At 52.1% G+C, this 17,535-nt stretch carries 21 protein-coding genes; 11 read left to right on the top strand and 10 right to left on the bottom strand.

Translation table 11 applies throughout. The annotated features are described in order from the left end of the window. Positions 1 to 24: 24 nt before the first annotated feature. From ibaG to mlaF, 6 genes are all read right to left on the bottom strand, one after another. Positions 25 to 279, bottom strand: a complete 255-nt coding sequence (gene ibaG / locus OGX91_RS05150) for a BolA family iron metabolism protein IbaG (RefSeq protein WP_005121314.1) — start codon at positions 277 to 279, stop codon at positions 25 to 27. A gap of 169 nt (positions 280 to 448) precedes the next feature. Next, positions 449 to 742: a lipid asymmetry maintenance protein MlaB gene (mlaB, locus tag OGX91_RS05145; protein ID WP_005121315.1), complete on the bottom strand. Its 294-nt coding sequence runs from the start codon at positions 740 to 742 to the stop codon at positions 449 to 451. After that, positions 742 to 1,377, bottom strand: coding sequence for a phospholipid-binding protein MlaC (gene mlaC / locus OGX91_RS05140; protein ID WP_040234134.1), 636 nt, complete (start codon positions 1,375 to 1,377; stop codon positions 742 to 744). Before mlaC ends, mlaB begins: the two co-directional genes overlap by 1 nt. An 18-nt stretch (positions 1,378 to 1,395) precedes the next feature. Next, positions 1,396 to 1,953, bottom strand: coding sequence for an outer membrane lipid asymmetry maintenance protein MlaD (gene mlaD / locus OGX91_RS05135; protein ID WP_040234180.1), 558 nt, complete (start codon positions 1,951 to 1,953; stop codon positions 1,396 to 1,398). A gap of 4 nt (positions 1,954 to 1,957) precedes the next feature. Continuing rightward, the gene (gene mlaE, locus OGX91_RS05130) at positions 1,958 to 2,740 is read right to left on the bottom strand and encodes a lipid asymmetry maintenance ABC transporter permease subunit MlaE (RefSeq protein ID WP_003025053.1); all 783 of its coding nucleotides are present in this window, start codon (positions 2,738 to 2,740) and stop codon (positions 1,958 to 1,960) included. 19 nt (positions 2,741 to 2,759) lie between these two features. Further along, positions 2,760 to 3,560, bottom strand: a complete 801-nt coding sequence (mlaF, locus tag OGX91_RS05125; RefSeq protein WP_003025057.1) for a phospholipid ABC transporter ATP-binding protein MlaF — start codon at positions 3,558 to 3,560, stop codon at positions 2,760 to 2,762. A 214-nt stretch (positions 3,561 to 3,774) separates the two neighbouring features. Between mlaF and OGX91_RS05120 the strand changes: the two genes are divergently transcribed. The 11 genes from OGX91_RS05120 to npr all read left to right on the top strand — a co-directional run bounded on the left by OGX91_RS05120 (position 3,775) and on the right by npr (position 11,700). Further along, positions 3,775 to 4,752, top strand: coding sequence for a calcium/sodium antiporter (locus OGX91_RS05120; protein ID WP_005121320.1), 978 nt, complete (start codon positions 3,775 to 3,777; stop codon positions 4,750 to 4,752). Between the two features lie 13 nt (positions 4,753 to 4,765). After that, positions 4,766 to 5,752 (top strand): arabinose-5-phosphate isomerase KdsD, encoded by a 987-nt coding sequence (gene kdsD, locus OGX91_RS05115; protein WP_005121321.1) that lies wholly within the window; start codon positions 4,766 to 4,768, stop codon positions 5,750 to 5,752. Positions 5,753 to 5,772: 20 nt separating this feature from the next. Then, positions 5,773 to 6,339, top strand: a complete 567-nt coding sequence (gene kdsC, locus OGX91_RS05110; protein WP_005121322.1) for a 3-deoxy-manno-octulosonate-8-phosphatase KdsC — start codon at positions 5,773 to 5,775, stop codon at positions 6,337 to 6,339. Beyond that, on the top strand, positions 6,336 to 6,911 hold the full coding sequence (lptC, locus tag OGX91_RS05105) for an LPS export ABC transporter periplasmic protein LptC (protein WP_005121323.1): 576 nt from the start codon (positions 6,336 to 6,338) through the stop codon (positions 6,909 to 6,911). The genes kdsC and lptC overlap by 4 nt, the downstream gene beginning before the upstream one ends. Then, positions 6,880 to 7,434, top strand: a complete 555-nt coding sequence (gene lptA / locus OGX91_RS05100) for a lipopolysaccharide ABC transporter substrate-binding protein LptA (protein WP_040234136.1) — start codon at positions 6,880 to 6,882, stop codon at positions 7,432 to 7,434. The genes lptC and lptA overlap by 32 nt, the downstream gene beginning before the upstream one ends. A gap of 6 nt (positions 7,435 to 7,440) precedes the next feature. Further along, positions 7,441 to 8,166 (top strand): LPS export ABC transporter ATP-binding protein, encoded by a 726-nt coding sequence (gene lptB / locus OGX91_RS05095; RefSeq protein WP_005121325.1) that lies wholly within the window; start codon positions 7,441 to 7,443, stop codon positions 8,164 to 8,166. A 46-nt stretch (positions 8,167 to 8,212) separates the two neighbouring features. Next, complete coding sequence (gene rpoN / locus OGX91_RS05090) at positions 8,213 to 9,646, top strand: RNA polymerase factor sigma-54 (RefSeq protein WP_149691783.1); 1,434 nt, start codon at positions 8,213 to 8,215, stop codon at positions 9,644 to 9,646. Between the two features lie 22 nt (positions 9,647 to 9,668). Next, positions 9,669 to 9,956, top strand: coding sequence for a ribosome hibernation promoting factor (hpf, locus tag OGX91_RS05085; RefSeq protein WP_005121327.1), 288 nt, complete (start codon positions 9,669 to 9,671; stop codon positions 9,954 to 9,956). A gap of 83 nt (positions 9,957 to 10,039) precedes the next feature. After that, positions 10,040 to 10,531 (top strand): PTS IIA-like nitrogen regulatory protein PtsN, encoded by a 492-nt coding sequence (ptsN, locus tag OGX91_RS05080; RefSeq protein ID WP_005121328.1) that lies wholly within the window; start codon positions 10,040 to 10,042, stop codon positions 10,529 to 10,531. A 45-nt stretch (positions 10,532 to 10,576) separates the two neighbouring features. Next, positions 10,577 to 11,431 carry an RNase adapter RapZ gene (rapZ, locus tag OGX91_RS05075; RefSeq protein WP_005121329.1) on the top strand — a complete coding sequence of 285 codons (855 nt, stop codon included), beginning with the start codon at positions 10,577 to 10,579 and terminating at the stop codon, positions 11,429 to 11,431. Next, entirely contained in the window at positions 11,428 to 11,700 is a 273-nt protein-coding gene (gene npr / locus OGX91_RS05070) for a PTS phosphocarrier protein NPr (RefSeq protein ID WP_003828770.1), read from the top strand. Before rapZ ends, npr begins: the two co-directional genes overlap by 4 nt. Positions 11,701 to 11,811: 111 nt before the next feature. On the opposite strand, the gene mtgA is transcribed toward npr, so the two are convergent. The 4 genes from mtgA to mnmL form a co-directional block, all read right to left on the bottom strand. Then, positions 11,812 to 12,531, bottom strand: coding sequence for a monofunctional biosynthetic peptidoglycan transglycosylase (mtgA, locus tag OGX91_RS05065; protein ID WP_199947181.1), 720 nt, complete (start codon positions 12,529 to 12,531; stop codon positions 11,812 to 11,814). Further along, positions 12,528 to 13,181: an isoprenoid biosynthesis glyoxalase ElbB gene (gene elbB, locus OGX91_RS05060; RefSeq protein WP_005121332.1), complete on the bottom strand. Its 654-nt coding sequence runs from the start codon at positions 13,179 to 13,181 to the stop codon at positions 12,528 to 12,530. The genes mtgA and elbB overlap by 4 nt, the downstream gene beginning before the upstream one ends. Positions 13,182 to 13,410: 229 nt before the next feature. Then, positions 13,411 to 15,747 (bottom strand): aerobic respiration two-component sensor histidine kinase ArcB, encoded by a 2,337-nt coding sequence (gene arcB / locus OGX91_RS05055; protein WP_149691785.1) that lies wholly within the window; start codon positions 15,745 to 15,747, stop codon positions 13,411 to 13,413. 198 nt (positions 15,748 to 15,945) lie between these two features. Next, complete coding sequence (mnmL, locus tag OGX91_RS05050; protein WP_005121335.1) at positions 15,946 to 16,875, bottom strand: tRNA modification radical SAM protein MnmL/YtqA; 930 nt, start codon at positions 16,873 to 16,875, stop codon at positions 15,946 to 15,948. Between the last annotated feature and the right edge of the window lie 660 nt (positions 16,876 to 17,535).

The raw sequence follows: 17,535 nt of genomic DNA, 5'->3' as shown, positions 1-17,535 counted from the left end.
CGCTACCGGTACATCACCCGTAGCTCAAAAACCGTTAAGTTTGCGATCGCGCGCCCATTCCGCTGGGGTAAACGCTTTAATCGACACAGCATGAATGCGGTTGTCCGCAATATACTCCATCAACGGGCCATAGACCGATTGCTGCTTCTTGACCCGGCTCATGCCGTCAAACATCTCACCCACGGCAATAACCTGAAAGTGACTGCCGTCACCAGAAACGTGGACTTCCTGGAGGGAGAGTGCGTTCATCAGCACGCTCTGAATTTCATTATTTTCCATGGGCTCTTCATTCGTCAGATAGTAAAAACAGCCCAACATCTTAGAGCAAAGTGGCGCTGTCATAAATAAGCAAAAAGCCTCGCTGATAAATCAGACAAGGCTTTGGCGGCAGATCCCCTTCAGGGGTTTTGCCGGATGGCGGCACAAGGCCTTATCCGGCCTGAAAAAATTAACGCGGAAGGACGTCGTCAGGTAAATTGTAAAGCTGCGCCAGCGTGTATACTTTATCGTTAACGCCAGCAAGCGAAACGCTGTTCCCCTGCTGCTTGCCCTGATTAATCAGGTGCAGTAGTAATGCCAGGCCACCAGTATCGACCCGGGAAACCTGGTTCAGGTCGATGCAGGATACGCCCTTCATCGCCTCAACGCGTGCATCCCATAATGGGTTTAACACGTCCTGATCCAGCTCGCCCACCAGCACCAGCTTGTCGCCTTCACGCGTCCAGGTGAGTGACTGCGTCATTATTTTTTCTCTTCCAGAGTAATTTTCTGCTGAGAAATTGATTTCAGCTGAGCCGTGAGGCCATCAATACCTTTCGTACGCAGCAGGTCGCTCCACTCATTTTGTTTGGTGGTGATCATACTTACGCCTTCGGCAATCATGTCATACGCCTGCCAGTTACCGGTCTGAGAATTTTTACGCCACTGGAAATCCAGACGCACCGGCGGACGACCGTTTGGATCGATAATCGTCACGCGAATAGGCACGATGGTCGCATCACCCAGCGGCTGCTCTGGGGCAATCTGATAAGTCTGGCCGTGGTACATCGCCAGCGCCTGACCGTAAGCCTGCTTCAGGTATTCACGGAATGCGGCGAAATAGGCGTCACGCTGAGCGGGAGTGGCATCTTTGTAGTAACGGCCCAGTACCAGCGCGCCCGCATATTTAACCTGCACATACGGCAGCAGTTCCTGATCGACAACCTGACGCAGATAATCCGGGTTGGAACGAATTTTAGGTTGCTCGTTCTTCAGACGGTCAAACGTCTTCTGCGCGGCCTCATTCATCAGTTTGTACGGATTCGTCTGGTCCGCTGCGGTTGCCACGCTAAGTGGGGCAATGACCAGCATAGCCACCATCATCAATCGTTTAAACATACGTCGATTCTCCTGAGATTATTTCGTTGCGCCCGCAGGCGTAGTGGCTTCATTATTGCCTTCAGTTGCGGCTGGCGCATCGCCAGAATTCTTATTGTCATCACCTTTACTGTTGCTGTTGTAAAGGAACTGACCAATCATATCCTCCAGAACCATCGCGGATTTCGTGTCCTGAATCGTACCGCCATCTTTGAGGATAGACGTTCCCAGCTCAGGATCTTCAAAGCCCACGTTCAGTGCCAGATATTGCTCGCCCAGCAGACCGGAAGTACGGATGCTTAGAGAACTGGTGTCAGGAATATGGTTAAAACGTGATTCGATTTCCAGCGTCACGCGCGGCAGGTACGTTTTCGGATCTAACGAGATGTCCGCTACGCGTCCAACCACGACCCCGCCAATCCGCACCGGGGAGCGCTCTCTCAGGCCGCCGATGTTATCAAAAGTCGCATAAATCGTATAAGTCGGTTCAGTACGCATTGAGGTAACGTTCGCCGCCTTCAGGCAGACAAACAGCGCAGCCAACAGCGCAACCAGCAGGAATAACCCGACCCAAATTTCATTTTTTTTCGTTTGCATGAACTCAATTCCCAAACATCAGTGCGGTCAGCACAAAATCCAGCCCCAGAACGGCAAGAGAGGCGTGCACAACGGTACGTGTCGTTGCCCGGCTAATCCCGGCAGAGGTCGGAATCGCATCATAACCATTGAACAATGCAATCCAGGTGACCGTAATGGCGAACACCACGCTCTTAATCAGACAGTTGACCAGGTCCAGACGCCAGTCGACGGCATTTTGCATAGCCGACCAGAAAAAGCCGGCATCAATACCTTTCCAGCTTACGCCAACCAGCGAACCACCCCAGATCCCCACGGCGACAAATATAATCGTCAGCAGCGGCAATGAAATGACACCAGCCCAAAAACGCGGAGAGATCACCCGGCGCAGTGGATCGACGGCCATCATTTCCAGGCTGGAAAGCTGCTCGGTCGCTCTCATCAGACCAATCTCTGCGGTTAAGGCCGAACCGGCCCGCCCGGCAAACAACAGCGCCGCTACAACCGGCCCCAGCTCACGTAACAATGACAGCGCCACCAGCATACCGAGGCTGGTTTCCGCGCTGTAGGTCGTCAGCACCAGGTATCCCTGCAACCCCAACACCATACCGATGAACACGCCTGACACAATAATGATCAGCATCGATAAGACACCGACATTATAGAGCTGGCGTATCAGCAGCGGCGCATGTTTGCGAAACTCCGGTTTGCCGACAACCGCATTGAACAACATTAATCCAGCTCGCCCGAACGTCCTGAGGGTTTTTATTCCCCGATGTCCGAGTGATGCCAGCGCATTTAACAACATGGGTGGCTTAACTCCCTGTTTAGAGTAAATCGATATGGTAGTCACCCGCCGGGTAACGAAACGGAACCGGTCCATCGGCAATGCCGTCGAGGAACTGACGCACTCGCGGATCGGCATTTTCTTGCAGCGCCTGAGCACTACCGTAGGCCACTATTTTTTTGTCCGCCATTATATAGGCGTAATCCGCAATACTCAGCACCTCTGGCACATCATGGGAAACCACCACGCAGGTGACGCCCAGCGCGCTGTTCAGTTCTGAAATCAGCTTCACCAGTACGCCCATGGTGATGGGATCCTGACCGACGAACGGCTCATCAAACATAATGAGGTCGGGCTCCAGCGCGATAGCACGCGCTAACGCAGCGCGGCGCGCCATCCCGCCAGATAATTCAGAAGGCATTAATTTTGCCGCACCCCGCAGGCCGACAGCCTCGAGCTTCATCATTACCGTGCTTTTCAGCAGCGGTGCAGGCAGCGTTGTATGTTCGCGCAACGGGTATGCGACGTTGTCAAACACGTTCATGTCGGTAAACAGCGCACCAGACTGAAACAGCATGCTCATACGCTTACGCACGGTAAATAAACGCGAACGGGACATGGCTGGGACGTTTTCGCCGTCAAACAGGATCTCGCCCTTATCCGGGGAGATTTGTCCGCCAATCAGACGCAGCAGCGTCGTTTTGCCGATGCCTGATGGCCCCATGATCGCCGTCACCTTACCGCGCGGCACCGTCAGGGAAATATTATCAAAGATGCAGCGGTCACCTCGGGAAAAGCTGACATCGCGCATATCGACTAGATTCGCCACAGACTGACCCATTGATTCATCCTTTACTGTTGCCTCGTTGATCGAAGAGTTGGCGCTCAATTTAGCCCTGAACTCGACATATTTACAGATTATTGCCTGTCCTGGTTAGCGAAAGCTGGCATTTGTTTTACTTTTTAGCCGCATAAAGTCAAAATTAAGAATTCGTTACGGCTTCCAGAAGATCCTTCAAGTGGACCGGCGAGTATACCTGAAGAAAGGACTTTAGATGCTTTTAGCGACGGCGCTGTTAATAATTGGTTTACTTCTGGTGGTTTACGGTGCCGACCGTCTGGTATTTGCTGCATCCATTTTATGCCGCACCTTCGGTATACCCCCCATTATCATCGGGATGACGGTCGTCAGCATCGGCACATCCCTACCTGAAATTATTGTCTCTGTTGCGGCATCAATGAATGGGCAGCTCGATTTAGCCGTCGGTACCGCCATCGGCTCCAACATCACCAATATTCTTCTTATTTTAGGCCTGTCAGCACTCATTCATCCTTTTACCGTGCATTCCGATGTTCTGCGTCGTGAATTACCGTTAATGTTGCTGGTAAGCATTTTGGCCGCGTCCGTACTGTATGACGGCCAGTTAAGCCGCAGTGATGGCCTCTTTCTTCTGCTTCTGGCCGTGCTATGGCTGCTATTCATTGTTAAAATCGCTCGTCTGGCAGAACGTCAGGGCAATGACAGCCTGACCCGGGAGCAAGTTGCGGAACTGCCTCGCGAAGGCGGATTGCCTGTCGCATTTTTATGGCTGGGAATAGCGCTGATCATTATGCCAATGGCAACGCGTATGGTGGTTGATAACGCCACTGTACTGGCAAACTACTTTGCCATGAGCGAGCTTACTATCGGTTTGACGGTCGTCGCCATTGGTACCAGTCTGCCAGAACTGGCAACCGCCATTGCAGGTTTGCGTAAAGGTGAAAACGATATTGCCGTCGGTAACATCATCGGCGCGAACATTTTTAATATTGTTATCGTTCTTGGGTTACCTGCACTGATTACGCCAGGCGAGGTCAACCCAATGGCCTTCATCCGTGACTATAGCGTCATGCTGCTGGTGAGCGTTATTTTTGCATTACTCTGCTGGCGACGTCCGCGCCAGATTGGTCGTGGCGCGGGGGCGCTGTTGACCGGCGGTTTTATCATATGGCTGGCGATGCTGTATTGGTTATCGCCACTTCTCGTTGGATAACTGGAAACGCATTATGTCGCACTTAGAGTTGCAACCGGGTTTTGACTTTCAGCAAGCAGGCAAGGAAGTCCTGACAATTGAACGTGAAGGCCTGGCGGAGCTTGATCAGTACATCAACCAGAACTTTACCCTCGCCTGTGAAAAGATTTTCAGTTGCCCGGGCAAAGTCGTAGTGATGGGAATGGGAAAATCAGGGCATATCGGGCGCAAAATGGCCGCCACGTTTGCCAGTACAGGCACGCCCTCATTTTTTGTGCATCCTGGCGAAGCCGCACATGGCGATCTGGGTATGGTGTCACCGCAGGACATCGTGATTGCCATTTCTAACTCCGGTGAATCTAATGAGATTGCAGCGTTAATTCCGGTGTTAAAGCGCCTGCATGTCCCCCTTATTTGCATGACGGGTCGTCCGGAAAGCAGTATGGCGCGTGCAGCAGATGTCCATCTGTGTGTTAAAGTGCCCAAAGAAGCTTGCCCATTAGGTCTGGCACCGACCAGCAGCACGACCGCAACGCTGGTGATGGGCGATGCGCTTGCCGTTGCGTTACTAAAAGCACGCGGCTTCACCGCAGAAGATTTTGCGTTATCTCATCCAGGTGGCGCACTGGGGCGTAAGCTTTTGTTGCGCGTTAACGATATTATGCATACGGGAGACGAAATCCCGCATGTGACTAAAAGCGCCAGCCTGCGTGACGCCTTACTGGAGATCACGCGGAAAAACCTCGGCATGACCGTCATTTGCGATGACGCGATGAAGATTGACGGCATCTTTACGGATGGCGATTTACGTCGTGTCTTCGATATGGGCGTTGATGTACGCCAGTTAGGCATTGCCGATGTAATGACTCCTGGGGGCATTCGCGTGCGTCCAGGGATTCTTGCTGTTGATGCCCTGAACTTAATGCAGTCCCGCCATATCACCTCGGTAATGGTTGCTGATGGCGACCAATTACTGGGTGTGTTACATATGCATGATCTGCTGCGTGCAGGTGTAGTGTAAGAAACTCAAGGATAAAGAAAATGAGTAAAGCAGGTGCGTCGCTTGCGACCTGTTATGGCCCCGTCAGTACTGACGTCATCACCAGGGCAGAAAACATCCGTCTGCTGATCCTTGATGTGGATGGCGTACTGTCTGATGGTCTGATTTATATGGGCAACAACGGTGAAGAGCTGAAGGCGTTTAACGTCCGCGATGGCTACGGAATTCGTTGCGCGCTCACTTCCGGTATTGAGGTTGCCATTATTACCGGACGAAAGGCTAAACTTGTAGAAGATCGTTGTGCCACATTAGGGATCACACATCTGTATCAGGGGCAGTCGGACAAACTGGTTGCTTTTGGCGATCTGCTAAGCAAACTGGCGATCGCGCCTGAGAATGTGGCGTATGTTGGCGATGATCTGATCGACTGGCCGGTGATGGCAAAAGTGGGATTAAGCGTAGCGGTAGCGGATGCTCATCCGTTGCTGATCCCGCGGGCCGATTACGTCACCCGTATCGACGGGGGACGCGGCGCAGTGCGCGAAGTCTGCGACTTATTACTGCTGGCGCAGGGCAAACTGGATGAGGCCAAAGGGCAATCGATATGAGCAAAACCAGACGTTGGGTTATCATTCTACTGTCGCTGGCTGTCCTTGTGATGATTGGTATTAACCTGGCAGACAAAGACGACACCGCTCAGGTTGTCGTTAATAACAACGAGCCAACCTATAAGAGCGAGCATACCGACACCGTCGTGTACAGCCCTGAGGGTGCGCTGAGCTATCATTTGATCGCGCAACACGTTGAATATTATTCAGATCAAGCAGTTTCGTGGTTCACCCAACCGGTGTTAACCACGTTTGATAAGGACAAAGTACCGACCTGGTCAATCAAGGCTGATAAGGCCAGGTTGACCAACGATCGGATGCTGTACCTGTATGGCCATGTTGAGGTTAACGCGCTGGTGCCTGACTCTCAACTACGCAGAATTACTACCGATAACGCGCAGATCAACCTTGTGACGCAAGATGTCACTTCCGATGATCTGGTCACGTTGTATGGAACAACATTTAACTCCAGCGGACTGAAGATGCGCGGCAACTTACGCAGCAAGAACGCCGAGCTGATTGAAAAGGTTAGAACCTCATATGAAATCCAAAACAAACAAACTCAGCCTTAATCTTGTGCTTGCCAGCTCACTTCTGGCCGCCAGCATTCCGGCATTCGCCGTCACTGGCGATACCGAGCAGCCGATCCACATTGAATCGGACCAGCAGTCTCTGGATATGCAGGGCAACGTGGTGACGTTTACCGGCAATGTCATCGTGACTCAGGGCACGATCAAAATTAATGCCGATAAGGTCGTCGTCACGCGTCCGGGCGGTGAAGACGGTAAAGAAGTGATTGACGGTTATGGCAATCCGGCGACCTTTTACCAGATGCAGGACAATGGTAAACCGGTTAAAGGCCACGCCTCACAGATGCACTATGAGCTGGCAAAAGATTTCGTCGTCCTTACCGGTAAGGCTTATCTGGAACAACTCGATAGCAACATCACGGGCGATAAGATCACCTATCTGGTAAAAGAACAGAAAATGCAGGCCTTCAGTGAGAAAGGCAAACGCGTCACCACCGTTCTGGTTCCGTCGCAATTGCAGGACAAAAACAAGACCAAGGCTCCGGCAGAGAAAAAAGGTAACTGATTCGTTATGGCAACATTAACTGCAAAGAATCTTGCAAAAGCCTACAAAGGCCGTCGTGTGGTGGAAGATGTCAGCCTGACCGTCAACTCCGGGGAGATCGTCGGTCTGCTCGGTCCTAACGGTGCGGGCAAAACAACAACCTTTTACATGGTCGTCGGCATTGTGCCGCGCGATGCTGGCAACATTATCATTGATGACGAAGATATCAGCCTGCTGCCTCTGCATGCGCGTGCCCGCCGCGGTATCGGCTACTTACCGCAGGAAGCCTCTATTTTTCGTCGCCTGAGCGTGTTTGATAACCTGATGGCAGTGCTGCAGATTCGTGACGATCTTTCCAGCGAGCAGCGTGAAGATCGCGCCAATGAGCTGATGGAAGAATTTCATATCGAACATCTGCGTGACAGCATGGGACAGTCGCTCTCCGGTGGGGAACGCCGCCGCGTGGAGATCGCCCGTGCGCTGGCCGCTAATCCAAAATTTATCCTGTTGGATGAACCGTTTGCCGGTGTTGACCCAATTTCCGTCATTGATATCAAACGTATTATTGAACACCTGCGCGACAGCGGGCTTGGCGTGCTGATTACCGACCATAACGTGCGCGAAACGCTGGCTGTTTGTGAGCGCGCCTACATTGTGAGCCAGGGACACCTGATTGCACACGGTACGCCGACAGAAATCCTACAGGACGAGCACGTTAAACGCGTATACCTTGGGGAAGACTTCAGACTCTGATAGGGTAGTAGACTTCACGTCACCGCAGGAGACAACAACTCTGAACATGAAGCAAGGTTTGCAACTCAGGCTTAGCCAACAACTGGCGATGACGCCTCAACTACAACAGGCTATCCGTCTGTTGCAGTTGTCCACGCTGGAACTTCAGCAAGAACTTCAGCAAGCGCTGGAAAGTAATCCACTGCTTGAGCAAACCGATCTTCACGACGAAATTGATACCCAGGAAAAACAGGACAGCGAAACCCTCGACACCGCCGATGCTCTCGAACAAAAAGAGATGCCGGAAGAGCTACCGCTGGATGCCAGTTGGGATGAGATTTACACCGCAGGGACGCCTTCGGGCACCAGCGGAGATTACATCGACGACGAGCTGCCTGTGTATCAGGGTGAGACCACGCAATCGCTGCAAGATTACCTGATGTGGCAGGTGGAGCTGACGCCATTCTCAGATACCGATCGTGCTATTGCCACGTCAATTGTGGATGCAGTCGACGAAACGGGCTATCTCACCGTCACACTGGACGACATTCTCGACAGCATGGGCGATGACGACATCGGTATCGATGAAATCGAAGCCGTGCTTAAACGCGTTCAGCGTTTTGATCCCGTGGGCGTGGCGGCCAAAGATCTCCGTGACTGCTTACTGATCCAGCTTTCGCAGTTTGACAAAGCCACGCCATGGCTGAAAGAAGCACGTCTTATCATCAGCGATCACCTTGATCTGCTCGCCAACCACGACTTCCGCACCCTGATGCGCGTAACCCGACTGAAAGAAGAGGTGCTGAAAGAAGCCGTCAATCTTATCCAGTCTCTGGATCCAAGACCCGGGCAGTCTATCCAGACCGGTGAACCAGAGTACGTGATCCCGGATGTGCTGGTGCGTAAGCATAACGATCGCTGGGTAGTCGAACTCAACAGTGACAGCATTCCGCGTTTACAGATCAACCAGCACTACGCAGCGCTGTGCAATAACGCGCGCAATGATGCTGACAGCCAGTTCATTCGTAGCAACCTTCAGGATGCGAAATGGCTGATTAAAAGTCTGGAAAGCCGCAATGACACGCTATTGCGCGTTAGCCGCTGTATCGTTGAGCAACAACAAGCCTTCTTTGAGCAAGGTGAAGAATATATGAAACCGATGGTGCTGGCGGATATCGCCCAGGCCGTCGAGATGCATGAATCAACCATTTCCCGAGTGACCACGCAAAAGTATCTGCACAGTCCGCGCGGCATTTTTGAATTGAAGTATTTCTTCTCCAGTCACGTCAACACTGAAGGCGGAGGCGAAGCCTCTTCTACAGCTATCCGCGCACTGGTGAAGAAATTAATTGCGGCCGAGAACCCTGCGAAACCGCTGAGCGACAGCAAGTTAACCTCTATGCTGTCAGAACAGGGTATCATGGTGGCGCGCCGCACCGTTGCGAAGTACCGAGAGTCTTTATCCATTCCGCCGTCTAACCAGCGCAAACAGCTGGTTTGACCCAACCGATAAGGAAGACACTATGCAGCTCAACATCACTGGAAATAACGTCGAAATCACTGAGGCCCTGCGCGACTTTGTCACCACAAAGTTCGCCAAGCTTGAGCAATATTTCGACCGGATTAATCAGGTCTATATTGTGTTGAAAGTGGAGAAGGTCACACACATCTCGGATGCAACACTGCATGTGAACGGTGGCGAAATTCATGCCAGCGCGGAAGGTCAGGATATGTACGCCGCCATTGACGGTTTAATTGATAAACTGGCTCGGCAGTTAACAAAACATAAAGATAAACTGAAACAGCACTAACTTGTCCGGGCAGTTAGCGGGTGCAGGACGGCCTGTTGTGCAGCACAACGGGCCATTTGTACAGTTAGCGCTTAGGTGAAATTATGACAAATAACGATACGACTCTACAACTGAGCAATGTTCTTAACCAGGAATGTACGCGCGCGGCCGTTCACTGCCAAAGCAAGAAACGCGCACTGGAAATCATCAGTGAACTGGCGGCAAAACAACTCAGCTTGCCTCCTCAGGTGGTATTTGAAGCCATTCTGACGCGCGAAAAAATGGGCAGTACCGGTATTGGCAATGGTATTGCCATTCCGCATGGAAAGCTGGAAGAAGACACGATGCGCGCAGTGGGCGTGTTTGTGCAACTTGAAACGCCGATTGCTTTCGACGCCATTGATAATCAACCCGTCGATCTGCTTTTCGCCCTGCTGGTCCCGGCGGACCAAACCAAGACGCATTTGCATACGTTGTCACTGGTTGCCAAACGTCTGGCAGATAAAACCATCTGCCGCCGCCTGCGCGCCGCGCAGAGTGACCAGGAGTTGTATCAAATCATCACTGACACCGAAGGTGGACAGGATGAAGCATAACAACCCAATGGCATCTTTTTCTGTCGTTGTGAGGAGAAACAGTACATGGTACTGATGATCGTCAGCGGTCGTTCAGGGTCAGGTAAGTCTGTCGCCCTGCGCGCGCTGGAAGATATGGGTTTTTACTGCGTGGATAACCTTCCCGTCGTGTTGTTGCCCGATCTGGCTCGAACCCTCGCCGATCGCCAGATATCTGCGGCTGTCAGCATTGATGTGCGCAACATGCCCGAGTCCCCGGAGATTTTTGAGCAGGCCATGAGTAACCTGCCTGAAGGCTTCTCACCACAGCTGCTGTTCCTTGACGCCGATCGAAACACCCTGATTCGCCGCTACAGCGATACGCGCCGTTTACACCCGCTGTCCAGCAAGAATTTGTCCCTGGAAAGCGCTATCGATAAAGAAAGCGATTTACTGGAGCCGTTGCGTTCGCGCGCTGACCTGATCGTAGACACCTCTGAAATGTCTGTGCACGAGCTGGCGGAAATGTTACGTACCCGACTGCTGGGCAAACGTGAACGTGAATTAACGATGGTATTTGAGTCCTTTGGCTTTAAACACGGAATCCCTATTGATGCGGATTACGTCTTTGATGTCCGCTTCCTGCCTAACCCGCACTGGGATCCAAAGCTGCGCCCGATGACCGGTCTTGACCGCCCCGTCGCCGCCTTCCTCGACAGACACACAGAAGTACACAATTTTATCTACCAGACGCGCAGCTATCTTGAGCTATGGTTACCCATGCTGGAGACCAACAACCGCAGCTATCTCACTGTAGCCATCGGCTGTACCGGCGGGAAACACCGTTCGGTGTATATTGCAGAGCAACTGGCAGACTACTTCCGCTCACGCGGTAAAAACGTGCAGTCACGCCATCGTACGCTGGAAAAACGCAAATCATGACCGTGAAGCAAACTGTTGAAATCACGAATAAGCTGGGCATGCATGCCCGGCCGGCAATGAAACTGTTTGAGCTAATGCAGGGTTTTGAAGCAGAAGTTCTGCTGCGTAATGATGAAGGGACGGAAGCCGAAGCAAACAGCGTTATCGCTCTGTTGATGCTGGATTCCGCCAAAGGACGCCAGATAGAAGTTGAAGCCACGGGTCCGCAGGAAGTTGAAGCCCTGGCTGCGGTGATCGCCCTGTTTAATTCAGGGTTTGACGAAGATTAGTCTCGTAGGCCGGATAAGGCGTTTACGCCGCCATCCGGCGATACAGCCGAGCCTTATAATGCCTGATGGCGCTACGCTTATCAGGCCTACAAAATTCACCGCAACCTTCAGCTAATACAGCTTATTTTCCCGCATAAACGACTCACCGCCTAACTGGCGCATTTGGCGCATAATCCACGCCTGGCGGCTACGTACATAACCAGAAGGCGCATTCGCCTTAAAACGCAAAGGATTGGGTAATACCGCCGCCAGCAAGGCCGCTTCAGACAGGCTCAACCGACTGGCTGGCTTATCGAAATAGCGCTGCGCCGCCGCCTCCACGCCGAAAACCCCATCGCCAAACTCAGCAATGTTCAGGTAAACGGTCAGAATGCGTTTCTTGCTCCAGACCGTTTCCATACCCAGCGTGAGCCCGGCCTCGAGCCCTTTGCGCACCCAGCTACGCCCATCCCACAAAAAGAGGTTTTTTGCCGTTTGTTGCGATAACGTCGAGGCGCCGCGAATACGGTTTTCATTACGTTCGTTATGCGCCAGCGCTTTCTCTATCGCAGAGACATCAAATCCCCAGTGGTCGGGAAACTTCTGATCCTCCGCGGCAATCACCGCCAGCCCCATCCACGGTGATATCTCATCCATACTGACCCAGTCAGAATGCGCCACATAACCAAAATCACCGGACAGCCATGCGCCCAGTTGCCGCTCAATCATGACCGCCGAGAAAGGTACAGGCATCACGCTGAAAAGTGCGATGCCCCCGCCCCAGAATACGGCGAGGACAATCACCGCCCGCAGAAAGATACGTCGCAGTAAGGCGGTAATGCCTTTTTTCATTCAGCTAGCACCAGCACACGCGAGACCAGCTTATCGATACCGCTTGCGGCCTGAGCAATATCCTGCGCCAGCATGTAAGCAGGCGTGGTGACAACTTTATTATCTTCATCAACCACAATGTCATCGACCGGGCACGGCACATGTTCAGCGCCCATCTCTTCCAGCACTTCTGCCGTATCGATATCAGTACCGATGGTCAGACGCAGAGGGAAGTCAAAAATTTTAGGTAACATAGCGGGCGCAATGCACATAAAACCCAGCGGCTTACCGGCCTGATGCAGCGCCTTTGCCAGCGCGGCTAAGTCGCTATCAACCCGACACTCACTGCCCTGGCTGGCAAAATTACTCAGATTTTTTGCTGCGCCAAACCCGCCAGGCACAATTAGCGCATCCAGCTCCGTTGCGGCCGCCTGAGCCAGGGGGCGAATATCACCACGCGTAATACGCGCAGCTTCAATCAGGACATTGCGCGTTTCCGGCATCGGCTCGCCCGTCAGATGATTAATCACATCCGCCTGCTGTTTATCTGGGGCAAAGCAGATGGCCTGAGCACCATTGCGGGCAATAGCCAGCAGCGTGAGTACGGCTTCATGGATTTCTGCACCGTCATACACGCCACATCCGCTGAGCACTACGCCAACTTTTTTCATCGTGATACTCCTTTCGCAACTGACTGAAGCATATTAATAATTCTGATTAGAATGCCACGCTTCACACATTTAACTGATTCATGTAACAAATTATTTAAGATTTGCTATCTTAACTGCGTGCGGCCTGAAAATTAGGACTGCGCCCTTGTAAACAATGATAATAATTTACGGCGCAGCCACGATTTCCCTGGTGTTGGCGCAGTATTCGCGCACCCCGGTCAAGCCGGGGTCATTTTTTTTCCACGCTCGTAACCCAGGCTCTTAAAACCGCCACGTCGTGCTGCCACTCCTGCTTCATCTCTTCAATCCATTCACCTACATTATCTTCCCAGGCAGGAAGGTCCGGCGACTGGATTTGCTGACCTAACTGTTGCAGGTGACGCAGCCCTACTGAACCTGCCGCGCCTTTAATTTTATGGCCTTCCTCAACCACGCCTTTTTTGTCCCGAGCGGTCAGATTAGACTCCAGCACGCTCAGATATCCCGGCATCATCTTCTCAAACACCGCCAACCCGTCGGTAATTAACTTCGGTCCCACCAGTTCGAGGTATTGTTCCAACATAGGAATATCTAACAGCGCTTGCGATTTACTGCTCTCTTCAGATGTCACAGTGCTCTCCTCTTTGTTTCGGGTATCCCAGTATTTTTTGATCATGGCGGTTAACGCCGGAACTGACAGCGGCTTACTCAGCACGTCGTCCATTCCTGCATCCAGATATTCTTTTTTATCTTTCAGTACGTTGGCGGTGAGAGCCACCAGCGGTGGGAGATCCTCACGGGGGTATTTTTGCGTCAGCTCGCGGGAGATATCGAGCCCGGTCATATCCGGTAGCTGAATATCCAGCAGCACCAGGTCATATTCCCCCGGTTTGAACATGTCCAGCGCGGCTTGTCCGGTCATCGCGACATCCACGCTATTGCCCAGCTTTTCCAGCACCGAACGCGCTACAATGACGTTCAGTTCAATGTCTTCCACCAGCAGCACATTCAGGGCTGGCAACGGCATTTCATCGTCTTCAAAAGCATCTTCAATCTCTTCGGCCACGGCAGGAGCATGCACGGTTAGCGTAAAGATGGAGCCTTTCCCGGCCTGGCTGGAAACCGTAATATCACCGCCCATATTTTTCGCCAGACGGCGAGATACCGCGAGGCCAATCCCGGTTCCCGTTGCCGGTTTACCACCATGGCTGTCCTTCACCTGATAGTACATGGCGAAGATTTTATCCTGTTCATCCTGTGGAATACCGATCCCAGAATCCTCCACCTCAAAATGCAGTATGTCTCCCTCGTCATAGCGCGCCCGCACGGTCACCTGCCCTTGCTGGGTGAATTTCACGGCATTGCTGATCAGATTCCACAGAATCTGGCGCAGACGCGTTCCGTCTGTGATGACCTTATGCGGCAGCGGTAGCGTCGGCTCAAGAACAAAGCGCAGCCCTTTTTGTTGCGCCTGCAGGCCGGAGAGGTTTTCCAGATCAGCCATAAAGCTGGTGAAATCGATTGGCTGGTTATCGAGCTGGACTTTGCGCCGTTCCATCTTATCCATATCGATAATATCGTTGAAAATGTTCCCCAGCGTCACGGCGGAAACATGGATAGTTTTGAGATATTTTTCCTGCTCAGCGGTTAACTCTGTATCCAACAGGATCCGACTTAAACCGACGATACCGTTAAGCGGCGTACGCAGCTCGTGGCTGATCGTAGAGATAAAGGTGGTCTTGTCACGGCTGGCGCGCTCAAGGGCGTCCTGATAGCGCTTACGCTCGGTAATATCACGACCAAAGCCCATCAGACCATGTCGCTTCCCGACGCGGTCGTAGTAAGGCACTTTACGGATCTCAAAGCAGGCTTTGCGCCCGTCCGGATAGTCGAGCCATTGCTCATAGGTCAGTGAAACGTTATGGCGGAATACCTTCTCGTCGGTTTCAATCACTTTTTCCGCCGCCTCTGGCGAATACACATCAGCCGGTTTTAAATTCACCAGTTGCTTTTCGCTCTTACCGGTCAGCAGCTCCATAGCACGGTTACAGCCGGAAAATTCTTTATCTTCATTGCGATAAAAAACCAGGTCCGGTGAAGCATCAAGGAAAGAACGTAAAAATGAAGATTGTTGCTCAAGCTGGATCTGCGCTTCTTCACGCTCTTTGATTTCGACTTTCAGTTGTTCAAACGTCTCCTGCCGCTCAGCTTCCGCCTTTTCACGTTCAACAATCTCCTGATTGAGCTGGGCAATATTATCCTTCAACTGCACATTAAGCTTGAGATCGCGCTCACGCATCTCTTCCAGCTTCTGTACCAGTCGTGACAGACGTTGCCGGGACTCTTCCAGTTGTTCAACCACCACCGACAGGAAGTAGACGGCCCAGGGGGTAATTAACAGGCCAAAAAAGATAGAACGGATGACATCAATGCTTTCTACCTGCCCATGCAGCACCATGGTGACAGCCATCTGCACCACGATTGCCAACACAACCAAAGCCAGCGCCAACAGCAGCGAAAAGCGCACCAGACCTAACTTCATCATCAGGTCGACATAGTATTGCGCCAGCATACGAATTTGCTTCATAGAGGGTTCCTTCACGACAACTTGGCACAATAATACTCAATTCTCAGCGTGACGTTTAAGATTGTGCAAGAAATGCGGGGGTTATCGGTGAAATGGCTGGGTAGGCGGTAGGCCGGATAAGGCATAGCCGCCATCCGGCAATGTGCGCCGGGCCGCCTGATGGCGCTTCGCTTATCAGGCCTACATGACTACGGAGGGTTAGATCCCCGGCTGAATCCACGGCGTACCCAGCGCCGAGCCTTGCACGCCGTGCTCATTAAGGTACTTATCCAGTTCAACCATCCCGGTCCAGCGATTTTCACACCACAGAGGTGCCAACAACGTTGGGCGGCGCGCGCTGGCGGAAATGCGGTGATAAATTACCTCGGGTGGTGTATGGCGAATCATCTCCCCGGCAGTGACCGTGTACTCATCCAGTTCGATGCCGTGCAACCGTCCGGCCTCCCAGGCTTTCGCCATCGTACTGCCTTTCACAATATGCAGCGGATGCAGCTTAATACCGTCAACACCCGTCTCCACCACACGCTCCATGGTTTGCAGGCATTCTGCCTGCCCTTCTCCCGGCAGACCGACAATCAGGTGCGAACAGACTTTCAGCCCGCGTTCACGCGCCAGTCGCGTGGTGTTCTGGTAGCAGGCAAAATCATGCCCACGATTAATGCGATGCAGCGTCTTGTCATGGGCCGTTTGCAAGCCCAGTTCCAGCCACACTTCGTAGCCCTGATCCTTGTACTCGCATAGCAGATCGAGCACGGCACCCGGCACACAGTCAGGGCGAGTGCCAACACACAGCCCGACGATGCTGGCCTGACTGACCGCCTGTTGGTACATCGAACGCAGCACCTGTACTTCCGCGAAGGTACTGGTATAAGCCTGAAAATAGGCCAGATAGCGCTTCGCGCGATTGACCAACTGCGCCTGATGCTCAAGCTGTTCAGCGATAGAATGATGCTGCTGCGCTTCGTCAGCAAAGGAGGCGACATTACAGAAGGTACATCCGCCACGTCCAATGGTGCCATCGCGATTTGGGCAGCTAAACCCGCCGTGCAGCGTGAGTTTATGAACCTTTTGCCCATAACGGCGAGAAAGATCCCCACCAAACATATTGACTAATTTCTGTAACTGCATAATCTGATAGACCGCGCCTTGAAAAGAGGCCAAAGCCTGCCATTTTTAGCCCCAGTCGGCGATGACCTGGATCAATCGCCCTGGTGAGCCTTTATTTATTGAATAACAATTCAAAATAATCGAAATTTCATTCAATCAAAAAGTAATTACTTTTCCTTATATCTCGCTATTTTTTTTATCTTCTGATGGCTCTCACATAAAAACAGTATCTTTAAGACGCCAAAAGTCTACAAACCAGCATAAAATACCAAACATCGGGATAAACAAAGGGAGGACGGGAGATAACCGGCCTTTCTGACAGTGAGACAGATCACACTTCACCAGCGATCACCCGCTGGTAAAATCAATGTAAAAAAGCCTTTCTTTTCAATGCATTCATAAAGTTAATCGCCCTATAGCACATTTTTGCATAAATAAGATTGCCATTTGACCTGTGTGTGGATTCCCGATAACTTGGAAATCCGCTGGAAGCTTTCTGGATGAGCAGTCTGCTCATCATATTTATGCAGTAATTGAGATTCCCTCTGAAGCAAGTCCTCAAACTTGTTTGACCTATGCGAAAAGGATAAAGAGGGCGAATGCGAGGTGAGCGTATGAAACGCAAACCCCGTCGCCATGCTCTTGGTGTGCCCGTGCGCAAACGGTATCGGAGAGGTGTCC

Source organism: Citrobacter sp. Cpa228, assembly GCF_030333085.1.
Lineage (GTDB): Bacteria > Pseudomonadota > Gammaproteobacteria > Enterobacterales > Enterobacteriaceae > Citrobacter > Citrobacter pasteurii.
This window is presented reverse-complemented; position numbering and strand designations above follow the sequence as displayed.

Bases quoted from the DNA above. Each gene is read 5' to 3' on its own strand.
- ibaG (WP_005121314.1), bottom strand. From the start codon at position 279: ATGGAAAATAATGAAATTCAGAGCGTGCTGATGAACGCACTCTCCCTC.
- mlaB (WP_005121315.1), bottom strand. From the start codon at position 742: ATGACGCAGTCACTCACCTGGACGCGTGAAGGCGACAAGCTGGTGCTG.
- mlaC (WP_040234134.1), bottom strand. From the start codon at position 1,377: ATGTTTAAACGATTGATGATGGTGGCTATGCTGGTCATTGCCCCACTT.
- mlaD (WP_040234180.1), bottom strand. From the start codon at position 1,953: ATGCAAACGAAAAAAAATGAAATTTGGGTCGGGTTATTCCTGCTGGTT.
- mlaE (WP_003025053.1), bottom strand. From the start codon at position 2,740: ATGTTGTTAAATGCGCTGGCATCACTCGGACATCGGGGAATAAAAACC.
- mlaF (WP_003025057.1), bottom strand. From the start codon at position 3,560: ATGGGTCAGTCTGTGGCGAATCTAGTCGATATGCGCGATGTCAGCTTT.
- OGX91_RS05120 (WP_005121320.1), top strand. From the start codon at position 3,775: ATGCTTTTAGCGACGGCGCTGTTAATAATTGGTTTACTTCTGGTGGTT.
- kdsD (WP_005121321.1), top strand. From the start codon at position 4,766: ATGTCGCACTTAGAGTTGCAACCGGGTTTTGACTTTCAGCAAGCAGGC.
- kdsC (WP_005121322.1), top strand. From the start codon at position 5,773: ATGAGTAAAGCAGGTGCGTCGCTTGCGACCTGTTATGGCCCCGTCAGT.
- lptC (WP_005121323.1), top strand. From the start codon at position 6,336: ATGAGCAAAACCAGACGTTGGGTTATCATTCTACTGTCGCTGGCTGTC.
- lptA (WP_040234136.1), top strand. From the start codon at position 6,880: ATGAAATCCAAAACAAACAAACTCAGCCTTAATCTTGTGCTTGCCAGC.
- lptB (WP_005121325.1), top strand. From the start codon at position 7,441: ATGGCAACATTAACTGCAAAGAATCTTGCAAAAGCCTACAAAGGCCGT.
- rpoN (WP_149691783.1), top strand. From the start codon at position 8,213: ATGAAGCAAGGTTTGCAACTCAGGCTTAGCCAACAACTGGCGATGACG.
- hpf (WP_005121327.1), top strand. From the start codon at position 9,669: ATGCAGCTCAACATCACTGGAAATAACGTCGAAATCACTGAGGCCCTG.
- ptsN (WP_005121328.1), top strand. From the start codon at position 10,040: ATGACAAATAACGATACGACTCTACAACTGAGCAATGTTCTTAACCAG.
- rapZ (WP_005121329.1), top strand. From the start codon at position 10,577: ATGGTACTGATGATCGTCAGCGGTCGTTCAGGGTCAGGTAAGTCTGTC.
- npr (WP_003828770.1), top strand. From the start codon at position 11,428: ATGACCGTGAAGCAAACTGTTGAAATCACGAATAAGCTGGGCATGCAT.
- mtgA (WP_199947181.1), bottom strand. From the start codon at position 12,531: ATGAAAAAAGGCATTACCGCCTTACTGCGACGTATCTTTCTGCGGGCG.
- elbB (WP_005121332.1), bottom strand. From the start codon at position 13,181: ATGAAAAAAGTTGGCGTAGTGCTCAGCGGATGTGGCGTGTATGACGGT.
- arcB (WP_149691785.1), bottom strand. From the start codon at position 15,747: ATGAAGCAAATTCGTATGCTGGCGCAATACTATGTCGACCTGATGATG.
- mnmL (WP_005121335.1), bottom strand. From the start codon at position 16,875: ATGCAGTTACAGAAATTAGTCAATATGTTTGGTGGGGATCTTTCTCGC.